This window comes from Nostoc sp. (assembly GCF_036917615.1).
Lineage (GTDB): Bacteria > Cyanobacteriota > Cyanobacteriia > Cyanobacteriales > Nostocaceae > Nostoc.
In genome coordinates, this window is the sequence record NZ_JBALCZ010000074.1 from 82,992 (window position 1) to 93,852 (window position 10,861).

Sequence of the window (10,861 nt, forward strand, 5' to 3'; positions counted from 1 at the left end):
GAATATTCTCTTTTCTTTTACCCATTTATTTGGGATTTTTTACCAAGAAATAGTTAGGAGCCAATCGCATCATCGCTATTTTGACTCCTAACTCCTAACTCCTAACTTCTAACTCCTAACTCTTTTCATTCCGCCCCTAAGATACTCGCAAGTAAAGCCTTTTGGGCGTGCAGGCGATTTTCTGCTTGTTCCCAAACTCGTGATTGAGAACCTTCAATAACAGCTTCGGTAATTTCTTCACCACGATGGGCTGGTAAGCAGTGTAAAACAATTGCCTCTGGATCAGCAAGGCTCAATAGCTGCTCTGAAATTTGGTAAGGCTGGAAAATTGGCATCCGGTTATCTGCTTCTGCTTCTTGCCCCATGCTCGCCCAAACATCAGTATAAAGTACAGCAGCTCCCTTAGCGGCTAATTCTGGATCATGAGTCAGGAGGACTTCAGTTTTGTGATTAGCGATCGCTCTTGCTTGTTCTACAATCCTAGAATCTGGCTCATATCCGTTAGGAGTAGCAATTCTCACATTCATCCCCACCAAAGCACAGCCCAACATCAGAGAATTAGCCACATTATTCCCATCACCCACGTAGGTTAAAGTCAACCCAGCAAGAGTGCCAAAGCCTTCTTGAATCGTCAATAAATCCGCTAATACCTGACAAGGATGTTCTGCATCAGTAAGCGCATTAATTACCGGAATCTTGGCATAGTCAGCAAAAATTTCCAACTCCTGCTGTGCAAAAGTGCGAATTGCCAAAATATCCAGATATCGATCTAACACCCGCGCCGTATCCTGCAAAGGTTCCCCGCGACTAACTTGAGTGACATTGGGGTTGAGATCGATTACCTGTCCACCTAGTTGGTACATCGCCACAGTAAAACTTACCCGCGTGCGAGTTGAAGCTTTGGAGAACAACAACCCCAAAACTTTATTACACTGCAACTTCAGCTGTTGTGATTTAAGTTGAGTTGCCAATTGCAGGAGTTCTTGAAGTTCCGTTGGACTGATGTCCGCCAGACTTAATAAATCTCGTCCGATCAACACTGCCATGCTTCCGATGTGTAAAGAACAATTATATATTTCTGTTGCTTTACCAGCCGGATCAAAAAAATACAGTTTTAAAACTGTACCAGATATTTTTGCCTCCAGCCCAGGATTTGAGTTAGCTTTTGCTATGAATATTAATTTACCAACTTTATCAGTGATCAGAATCACTGATTTTTTTGTGTTTGCTCACAATTGCTACGCAGCTTAAACCATCTTGGGGGCACAAAAGCAGCGATATTGCCAAAATCTCTGGTCTTTTAGCCTAATTTAGGAAGATGGAGATATTTTTTAGGAATTACAGCTAGACAAATAAGTTGATTATGGTATAATAATAAATTGTGGTTGCTATTTGAGAGCGATACCTCCGGTGGGCTACGCCTACGCTAAACCAGCCAGCATAGCACAGTGGTAGTGCATCCGACTTGTAATCGGAAGGTCGCGAGTTCAAATCCCGCTGCTGGCCTGAACTAAAATATAAGGTTTTCCTTGGACTAAAAAGCTAAAAGCTGTTTAGTCTAAGGAAAATATTTTGATTTAGGACATTCATATTATGCTTAATTGCCTTAAATCATGCTTAATCGTAAGATTCAATTAGTTCAAAATTAGCCCGGGTGTCACAAGGTGAAGTGGACGATTGAAGCGGTTAACGACAGGCCGCGTGCTGGGAAAATAGCCGTGGCTGTATGCGCCAAGAGCGATTGCTCTTGGCTCTACTTACTTTATTGGATACTTAAGTGTTCAAGCAAAGATGAATGCTGTTGGTGAGAGTGATGGCCGCAGTCGCAATATCCTTTGCTTTGGATGAGCTGTAACAAGGCACAGTAGTTAAAAAATTTTTCAGCTAGTGAAGCTCGCTTTGTCTCGAAGGCTCGGCTTGATTAGATAGCTAGCTAATATAATTGTAAAACAAGCTGATCGCACTTTAATTATTATTTTAACAGGTATAATCATTCATCCGCTTTGATTTGACTGCGGAAGACAACAAGTATCTATTGTCATAGAATTAAAGTGAGGGTGTCTACACCCGGTAAGTGAAATTATAAATACAGTGCTGCATTGGTCAAAAAGTTATTTAATTCTGTAGTTGTCCACGAATACCAGTAAGTTGGGAGAGTTTACCGGTGTCCACTGCGATCGTGATTTTTACTCATGAATTTGAGCTGATCCGGCAAAGAAAGATCAGCCCATCATCGAATTTTGAGCAATTAACAGCCAAAATTCGTAGGTTAACCAAAAAGGTCAACCAAGAGTGGAGCAATCTTTGTGTTGAAGATCGTGAAGGGTTAAAAGAGTTTGCATATGATTGGCTTGAACCACCAGCAAAAGGTGTGTTTGGCTTAAAGAGCAAAATTTGGGCAAAAATTTACTTATTGTTTTTAGGCGTAACCAATCAGACAGAAGCTTTCATATTTTGCATTAAAGCTTTGGATACACTGGTTGAGACTATTTTGGATGCTGTTGAGCGTCAAGATCCCAATTATCAAGCGGTTTTATCTGATACCCTAGAACAATTGTACTCAGGTACAATCCAGGGTAAAGAGCTAAAGCCGGAGGAAACCCGTGACTGGTTGCGAAGCATATCGGATAGAGCAATTAGAGAGGTTTGAGATTAGCCTCGAAAAGTTAATTAAAAGTCACTACCGTAAAAATGAAAGAGCTAGAAATTCTTTTTTGGAGTTAGTTAATGACTATATATGTCAACTCCGTGAGAACCCTAGCTCTAATTCATTTTCAGAGGACGAAGGTTTTCCAAAAGGAACGTATAAATCAGATTTTAAATTTAGAAAAATTAGATTCAGAGCGCCTGAGCTAGATGGAGCAGCGAAGAAATGTCGCTTCATGTATGTGGTCAACGAGACAAAGCGTGTTGTTTATCTTTTATAGATATACACCCACGAGGAATTTCGCACAAGACCGTCCGACAACGATTTAAAAAGAGAATTTGCAGGCATTCAACAAGAGGCGGAGCAGGAACAAGTCTAGCAATTGATTAGGAATTTTCCTTAAACCAAAATATGACCCAAGATAGACCAGATAGATTAGACCGGATAGAAGCGACGCTAGATCGAGTAGCACAGCAACTTGATAATCAAGTGGTGGTAAATGCGAAATTAAGGTAAGTCACTATTGAATTGCGGCAATCGACCACACCAGTTAACCGAGTCAGTAAACGATATTGCCAACTTAGTCACCGAATTAACTAGTTCGGTCAATTCCCTCATTGGGATTGCCAACCAGCACCAGGAAAACTTTATGGTTTTGGTTACTGAAATCCGCGATATTCGCACGGATATACGAGAAATGCAGAGCCAAATACGGGGCTACAAACCGAAAACTGACGAATTCTGGGATTTCTTGAAGGCTTGGAAAACGAAGATTGAGTTGAAACAAAAGCAGCGTCAGTGAGTCAGACGTTCTTGCGTCGCTAACGTTTCGCTATCAAGCGTCATTATGAATTACGAATTAGTACAAGTCCTGTTGTTCATGAATTCGCAAGTTGCCGGTAGCGTTCCTGAACTTCTTGAATCGAAAACAAAGTTTCAAACTTCAACCCAACTGACTGGTACAATTCACCTCCTCCTTGCTCGCGGTCTACCAGTGCAATTACTTGATTCACGGTATAACCTGCGTCTTTAAGACGCTCAACCGCTTTTAGAGCAGATTGCCCAGTTGTAACCACATCTTCTAAAACTACTACTTTTGCACCTTCTGGTAAACTGGGGCCTTCTATATAAGCTCTCGTCCCATAACCCTTGGCTTCCTTGCGAATAATCAGCGCTGGTATCGGTCGGTTTTCATAAACAGAAACTAGACTCACTGCTGTCACAATTGGGTCAGCCCCCAATGTTAAACCACCCACAGCCTCTGTATCTACAGGTAACAAAGGAAACAACAACCGTCCAACTGCCAAAGCGCCTTGAGGATGGAGTGTTACCTGTGTCTTGTTGACGTAATAAGAACTACGCAGCCCAGAAGAGAGGAGAAAATCACCTTCTTGATAAGCAAGTTGGCAAAATAAATCTAGTAGCTTGTGACGCAAAGTGGTCAAATCAGCGGTGGTTGCCCAAATATCTGAGTGGGTAAGAGTTTCAGTAGGATACGTCATTACAAACCATTAAAAGTTGTGCTACACCAAAGGTTGAACTGATCAGAGTTCTGAAATTAAGCATAAATTAAGATTGCCCAAAAATTGAGGAGTCAGAAACGTGCGTATAAAATTAAAAACCTTTGGTGGTTTATTGGTGCTGCTTGCTGCTGGTATTGCTTTTCCCTCTGTTGCATCTGCCCAAACACAAACACCCAATTATCAAACTACGAATGATCTATTTGAACAAGCTTATTTTCGTCACGATCGCAATTTCTACGAAAATGGCAGCATCAAGCGTCAGTTAGACTCATTTCTAGGAGCTGCTTCCAGTTTCGGTGGTTCCTTCCCGGAAAATGAAATTGCCCACGATGCTCAGTTGGTTAACACTTTATATCATGATGTCCTGACTCAGCAAGTTGGCAACGATCCTTATATTCGCACTCGTGATTTACCAAATCCTTATGACACGTCGTTGATGATGTCTCCTCGTTTGAATAGCAACAAACTCAAAGTGGGAACTGAATTCAAGTTTGAAACTTTACTACCTCCGTAACAGCCCTACCCTATGGAGTCATTAGTCTTTAGTTCCTTGTCATTTATCAGCAACTAGTGACTAATGGCTAAATTACCAAATCATGGCTGGAGGAGTTTAACCAGGATGTCAATGCTCAAGATAATTTAGTATTACTCATGTCCCAATCATCTTTGAGGGTCTGGTAATATCACACATTACTGCTTTTTAATGATTCAGTGCGCCCTGCTGGAATCGAACCAGCCTGAAGGCGAATTATGAGTTCGCTGCCTCCCCAATCGGCCAAAGGCGCTTGTTTTGTAAGGTTTCGGGTTACTATGAGTCGATTACTTAAACTCTTCGGTCAACCTTATTTGCTAATTTTAGAGTCAGGAAAATACCTCATGCACTAAAATTTAGCCAATTATATAACTATAGCACAAATTTACCATTTGTGAATACTAGACAATAGTTTACCAGATTTTTATACTACATAATTTGATCATGAAATAGTGCAAACTAATATTGATTAAGTTCCTTTAAGGATTGAGGTCAAAAGCTTCACTATTCTTAAATAGACCAGCATTCGTTTGTGATAGCTTGTCAGCGATGAAAATAAATTCTACTGTACTTCTTACTTTGATTTTGTTAATCCTGATGTTGGGAGCAGGTTCTGTGAGCGCGTTTTTGGGGTTTGATCTGGGGAGTTCAGCACTTAAAGGCGTTACCGCACCAGATGGGCGTCCCACAACCAAATTTGCCAGCAATAAGACAAATAACTCCCAACAGGGAGGGCTAGTGCTATTAAAAGAGCAAGAGATTCTAAAAATTGTCAAGGCACGAATTGAGGGTAAGACCAAGGCTGCTAAATCAGAAAAGCTAGAGGACGATGATGAAGAAACCAATAGCAGCAAGCAGAAGCCAGAGGAAAAACCCCCAGAAGTGGTTGAAGAGAAACCCCAGCCAGGTTTTCCGGTTACTGCCCAAAGTCAGGGTGTAACCATGTCTGTGCAATCTGTCCGCTATTCTGGTGGTGATCTGCTACTGAAAGTGAAAATGCAGAACAAAGGTAAGGATTCTGTGCGTTTCCTGTATAGTTTTTTAGATGTTACTGATGATAAAGGACGAACCCTGAGTGCTAGTACAGAGGGTTTACCAACAGAATTGCCTGCAAATGGACCAACATTTTCGGGTACAGTGAGCATTCCCACAGCTTTACTTGATGATGTCAAGAAGATATCACTCGCTCTCACTGATTACCCAGCTCAACAATTGAAGCTAGAGGCATCGAATATTCCTGTAGAAAGGTAGGAGAGACAATTTTAGATTTTAGATTTTAGATTTTAGATTGGGCACATGGTACTAGACAATTTGCCTAATCCCTAATCCCCAAAACCTAATCCAAAATCCAAAATCCAAAATCCAAAATCCAAAAATGGGGGGCGTGAGTTTTACACGAGCTTTGGCGGTGAGTGGTTTTCCTAATTTAATTTGGACAGATGTGGCGCTGCGGTTGTTGTCAGTGCTAGTGCTGATTGCCATAAATGCCTTTTTTGTGACAGCGGAATTTTCGATGGTGAGCGTGCGGCGATCGCGTATTCACCAGCTAGTTAAGGCTGGGGATATTCCAGCGATCGCTGTGGAAATGCTACAACGTAGTATTGACCGATTGCTATCTACCACCCAGTTAGGCATTACTCTCTCTAGTTTGGCACTGGGATGGATTGGCGAAAGTACGATTGTCGTGCTGGTGAATGCATGGTTAAAATCCTGGCCTTTACCCAGTGGGATGACTACCTTTCTGGCCCATTCTCTATCAATTCCCATCGCCTTTTTCTTAATTGCCTATTTGCAAATTGTGATCGGAGAACTATGTCCCAAATCCTTAGCCATGCTGTACTCAGAACAGCTAGCTAGGTTTTTGGGGCCTTCGGTAAAAGCGATCGTGCGTTTTTTTGGCCCCTTCATCTGGATTCTTAACCAATCAACTCGTTGCTTATTGCGTTTTTTTGGCATCCAATACACGGGTCAAGGCTGGAGACCGCCTGTGACTCCGGAAGAATTGCAACTGATTATCTCTACAGAATGGGGGTCTACTGGTTTACAGCGTGCGGAGCGAGAACTGCTCAATAATGTCTTTGAGTTCGGGAATGTCATCACCCAAGATGTGATGATTCCCCGCACCAGTATTGTCACGCTGCCAAAAGATGCTACCTTCCAGACATTACTCAGCGAAATGGCTTCTACTGGTTACTCTCGCTATCCGGTGATTGGTGAATCTTTGGACGATGTTCGCGGCATTGTTTATTTTAAAGATTTGGCACAACCTTTGGCTGTAGGAAAGCTAAGTTTGGAGACACAGATCCAACCTTGGATGCGTCCCGTCCGGTTTGTTCCAGAACACACGCCCTTGAGTGAACTTTTGCCGATGATGCAGCAAGATAAACCAGCTATGGTCATGGTGGTGAATGAATTTGGCGGTACTGTGGGACTAGTGACAATCAAAGATGTCATTGCCGAAATCATTGGCGACGCAAGCGTTCCTGAAAACAGCGACGACTTACTGATTCAGATGTTAGATGAGCAGAAATTTCTGGTGCAGGCACAGATCAACCTCGAAGACCTCAACGAAGTTTTGCATCTCAATTTGCCCCTGACAAGAGAATACCAAACACTGGGAGGCTTTTTGCTGTATCAGTTACAGAAAATTCCTGCCAAAGGCGAAACCTTCTGTTATCAAAATCTCGAATTCACTGTGGTGTCAATTGTTGGCCCACGCCTGCATCAAATTCAACTGCGACGCTTAGAAGAGTTAGGAGTTGAGAGTTAAGAGTTAGGAGTTATAGAATTTTAACTCCTCACTCCTAACCGGAGGCGGAGCGTCTCCGGCTCCGCTCCTAACTCCTCACTCAAAAAGCATACGCCAGTGGATCAACTAGTCCCAATTCGGCAAAAGCTGCTAGCCGCAAGCGACAAGAATCACACACACCGCAGGCGACATCTCCACCGACATAGCAAGACCAAGTTAGCTCCCAAGGAACTCCCAATTGGTTCCCCAGTTGGATGATTTCAGTTTTTTTCAGGTTGATCAGGGGTGCAACAATATTAATTGCTTGTCCCTCACGCCCTTGTTTAGTTCCGAGGCGAAATACTTCCTGCATGGCCTGGATATAGTCGGGGCGACAATCAGGATATCCTGAGTAATCTAGGGCATTAACGCCGATATAGACACGTTCTGCTGCGATCGCTTCGGCGTAACCAAGAGCAAAGCTTAAGAAGATGGTATTACGAGCCGGAACATAAGTGACAGGAATATTTTGAGACATTTCATCCAGAGAACGCTCTTGGGGTAAATCAATGGCGTCATCGGTAAGTGCTGAACCCCCCCATTGTCGTAAGTCAAAATTAACCACCTGATGTTTCATGATCCCAGCTTTTTGAGCGATGGTGAGGGCTGACTGTAACTCTCGTCGGTGTCGCTGCTGGTAATCAAAGGAAATAGTATGACATTCACAGCCATCAGCCTTAGCTTTGTACAGAATTGTGGAAGAGTCCAATCCCCCAGATAACAGAATTACAGCTTTCATCTCGGTTGCAAATTTTGGATTTCAAATCGCCAAATCACACCTTAACAAGATGCCAGGAAGCAATGCCAAAAATACTCCTGAACCCCTGTTAATTATGGCAAACAACGCCGTACTCTACATATTCCAAAGAAACAATCCATACCAGTTTCTCTTAAAAAGCGGTGCGATGTCTTCTCTTGTCTACCTTGGGCTGCGCCAATGAGACGCTGCACGTAGCTTGCTTAAAAGAAGGGGTACGACAAGCGACTTCTCTACCAGACGGTTTGCGTAGCTTGCTTCTTTGCAGGAGTACGTGTCTACGACAGGTGCTGCAAATAATCATACAAAAATCGTTTCAGATAATCAGTGACTGCAATTCCCAATAGCATTTTTTTGAAAAAAAGCACAAGTGTTATTGTTTGATTATTTTGTAATTTTAGTGGTGTAAATTGGATATTGCTCTCGGTCATTAATTGCCTAACTGTCACCCAGCCCGAAGTCCGAAGAGAGGAAACTGACCTTTAGAACTTTGGATAATTTACACTTAGGTCTTACTGAATTTTTTAAAGTTGATAAAAAGACATATATTTTTTGTAGAAAGTGCAAAATCCAAAGCAAACCCGAACGATCTATACAAAAGATATCTGGATTACGGGAACCGATCACAAACTTTGAAATTCTTCATAAACATAGGCTCTATGTTACCATCTGGATGGTTTTAGACGGATCGTAACTGGCTTTCGAGTATAAACGCCAACGGCCGTAGCGTCTCTAAATTTGGTGGTTGAGGAGAGAATAATAGTGCAAAATAGCATGTCAGTGGCAGAACCGAATCCATATACACAGCGCAACCAGCCACGACCGATCCGCATAGGCGTGATTGGAGTGGGTAACATGGGACAACACCACGCTCGCGTGCTGAGTTCAATGAAAGACGTTGAACTAGTCGGAGTGGCAGATATTAACGTCGAGCGAGGCTTAGAAACAGCCAGCAAGTACAAGGTACGTTTTTTTGAAGATTACTGTGACCTGCTACCCCTTGTGGAAGCAGTTTGTGTAGCTGTTCCCACCCGCCTGCACTACGCCGTGGGCATCAACTGTCTTCTCGCGGGAATTCATGTTTTGATTGAAAAACCGATCGCAGCCAGTATTTCTGAGGCAGAGTCTTTAGTAAATGCCGCCGCTGAGTCTCAGTGTATCTTGCAAGTAGGTCATATTGAGCGTTTCAATCCAGCTTTTAAAGAACTGAGCCAAGTGCTGAAAACTGAGGAATTGCTGGCGCTAGAAGCCCACAGAATGAGTCCTTACTCGGATCGGGCAAACGATGTTTCGGTTGTGCTGGATTTAATGATCCATGACATCGACCTACTTCTGGAATTAGCTGCTTCCCCAGTCACGAAATTGACTGCTAGCGGTACTCGCGCCCTAGATTCTGGTTATTTAGATTACGTAACCGCCACCTTGGGGTTTGCCAATGGTATTGTTGCTACTCTGACTGCCAGTAAAGTCACCCACCGAAAAATTCGCCGGATTGTCGCCCATTGCAAAAATTCATTTACTGAAGCAGATTTTCTCAAGAATGAAATTTTGATTCACCGACAAACGACTGCCAATTCTCTCACCGACCACCGACAAGTACTTTACAGGCAAGATGGTGTGATTGAAAAAGTCTACACCAGCAATATTCAACCCCTGAGCGCAGAATTAGAACATTTTGTCAACTGTGTACATGGTGGCAATCAACCCTCAGTAGGTGGTGAACAAGCTCTCAAAGCCCTGAGACTGGCAAGTTTGATTGAGCAGATGGCACTGGAAGATCGAGTTTGGAATCCATTAGACTGGCAATCGGAACCAAGAGTACAATCATTGACCCCGACAGCCTAGAACAAGAAGAGGGGGATAAGGAGAACAAGGGGGACAAAGTAAAATTTTCTTCCTTGTCTTCCCCTTCTCCCTCATCTCCTCCACAGCCCCAACCTCAGAAAAAAAACCGAAAGTGTGTTTTGAAATTTACTATCAAATCTTTAGATCCTCCCTAGTCCTTTTAAAAAACCGACTAAGGGGGATCTAAAAAATTAGAAAACAAAACCTAGTGGTTCGTTTGATTAATTTTGTCAGGTTCGTAGTCAGCGATAAATCGCTCAATCTCAAGGGTTAGAGCTACTTACGAACTTTTATAACCCTCGAAATTAATCAAACAGACCCCTAGCTTCCACTTGTCTGACTCTGTTTTTCAGTTGCGATACCAACTTTTAGTGCAGCCAAGTTACCTTGATTCTAGGAAGCGGGGATAATTACCTTTTAAAAAAGCTAAGGCTGAATTTAGTAACAAGACTAGTGCAGCAATTTTAGGAATTGACTCAATGCTTGAATGGATAACTAATACTATCAACTATTTTAGCTATTGGGGAATCGCCCTACTAATGTTCCTAGAGAACCTTTTTCCCCCCATTCCTTCAGAATTGATCATGCCACTGGCTGGATTTACAGCAAGTCCATATCAACCAGGAGGGGCAAAGCTGAATATCATCGGTGTGTTTTTCGCAGGACTTTTGGGTTCTGGTTGAGTCGATGGGGGATATTATTCCCCGCACCTCTCAGTTAGATCCGTGCGTACCCGTTTCCGTGTACACGGCTCCCGATGTTCTTAGCT

General features: G+C 42.8%; 10 protein-coding genes, 2 tRNA genes and 1 pseudogene. 9 read left to right on the top strand and 4 right to left on the bottom strand.

The genetic code is table 11. The features are described from left to right. Positions 1-125 precede the first annotated feature (125 nt). Positions 126-1,046, bottom strand: a complete 921-nt coding sequence (gene argF, locus V7K85_RS27095) for an ornithine carbamoyltransferase (protein ID WP_334818358.1) — start codon at positions 1,044-1,046, stop codon at positions 126-128. A gap of 388 nt (positions 1,047-1,434) precedes the next feature. Here argF and V7K85_RS27100 point away from each other — a divergent pair. The 3 genes from V7K85_RS27100 to V7K85_RS27110 all read left to right on the top strand — a co-directional run bounded on the left by V7K85_RS27100 (position 1,435) and on the right by V7K85_RS27110 (position 3,449). After that, a tRNA-Thr gene (locus V7K85_RS27100) sits at positions 1,435-1,506 on the top strand. Between the two features lie 658 nt (positions 1,507-2,164). Beyond that, on the top strand, positions 2,165-2,650 hold the full coding sequence (locus tag V7K85_RS27105; protein ID WP_334818335.1) for a hypothetical protein: 486 nt from the start codon (positions 2,165-2,167) through the stop codon (positions 2,648-2,650). 520 nt (positions 2,651-3,170) lie between these two features. Further along, positions 3,171-3,449: a hypothetical protein gene (locus V7K85_RS27110; RefSeq protein ID WP_334818337.1), complete on the top strand. Its 279-nt coding sequence runs from the start codon at positions 3,171-3,173 to the stop codon at positions 3,447-3,449. Positions 3,450-3,525: 76 nt separating this feature from the next. Here V7K85_RS27110 and pyrE read toward each other — a convergent pair whose 3' ends face one another. Further along, entirely contained in the window at positions 3,526-4,149 is a 624-nt protein-coding gene (pyrE, locus tag V7K85_RS27115; RefSeq protein WP_334818339.1) for an orotate phosphoribosyltransferase, read from the bottom strand. 100 nt (positions 4,150-4,249) lie between these two features. Between pyrE and V7K85_RS27120 the strand changes: the two genes are divergently transcribed. Continuing rightward, the gene (locus V7K85_RS27120) at positions 4,250-4,684 is read left to right on the top strand and encodes a hypothetical protein (protein ID WP_334818341.1); all 435 of its coding nucleotides are present in this window, start codon (positions 4,250-4,252) and stop codon (positions 4,682-4,684) included. Positions 4,685-4,882: 198 nt separating this feature from the next. Here V7K85_RS27120 and V7K85_RS27125 read toward each other — a convergent pair. Beyond that, positions 4,883-4,955 (bottom strand) — tRNA-Ile (locus V7K85_RS27125). A gap of 296 nt (positions 4,956-5,251) precedes the next feature. Between V7K85_RS27125 and V7K85_RS27130 the strand changes: the two genes are divergently transcribed. After that, a complete protein-coding gene (locus V7K85_RS27130; RefSeq protein ID WP_334818342.1) occupies positions 5,252-5,953 on the top strand; it encodes a hypothetical protein in 702 nt (233 codons plus the stop codon). Positions 5,954-6,077: 124 nt separating this feature from the next. Beyond that, on the top strand, positions 6,078-7,472 hold the full coding sequence (locus V7K85_RS27135) for a hemolysin family protein (protein WP_334818344.1): 1,395 nt from the start codon (positions 6,078-6,080) through the stop codon (positions 7,470-7,472). Positions 7,473-7,551: 79 nt separating this feature from the next. On the opposite strand, the gene queC is transcribed toward V7K85_RS27135, so the two are convergent. Next, the gene (gene queC, locus V7K85_RS27140; protein ID WP_334818346.1) at positions 7,552-8,229 is read right to left on the bottom strand and encodes a 7-cyano-7-deazaguanine synthase QueC; all 678 of its coding nucleotides are present in this window, start codon (positions 8,227-8,229) and stop codon (positions 7,552-7,554) included. 49 nt (positions 8,230-8,278) lie between these two features. On the opposite strand from queC, the gene V7K85_RS27145 reads away from it, so the two are divergent. The 3 genes and pseudogenes from V7K85_RS27145 to V7K85_RS27155 all read left to right on the top strand — a co-directional run. Continuing rightward, positions 8,279-8,431 carry a hypothetical protein gene (locus tag V7K85_RS27145; RefSeq protein ID WP_334818348.1) on the top strand — a complete coding sequence of 51 codons (153 nt, stop codon included), beginning with the start codon at positions 8,279-8,281 and terminating at the stop codon, positions 8,429-8,431. Between the two features lie 578 nt (positions 8,432-9,009). Beyond that, positions 9,010-10,092, top strand: a complete 1,083-nt coding sequence (locus tag V7K85_RS27150; RefSeq protein ID WP_334818350.1) for a Gfo/Idh/MocA family oxidoreductase — start codon at positions 9,010-9,012, stop codon at positions 10,090-10,092. A gap of 479 nt (positions 10,093-10,571) precedes the next feature. Continuing rightward, positions 10,572-10,769: pseudogene (locus V7K85_RS27155) on the top strand (DedA family protein); the annotation flags it as partial. Between the last annotated feature and the right edge of the window lie 92 nt (positions 10,770-10,861).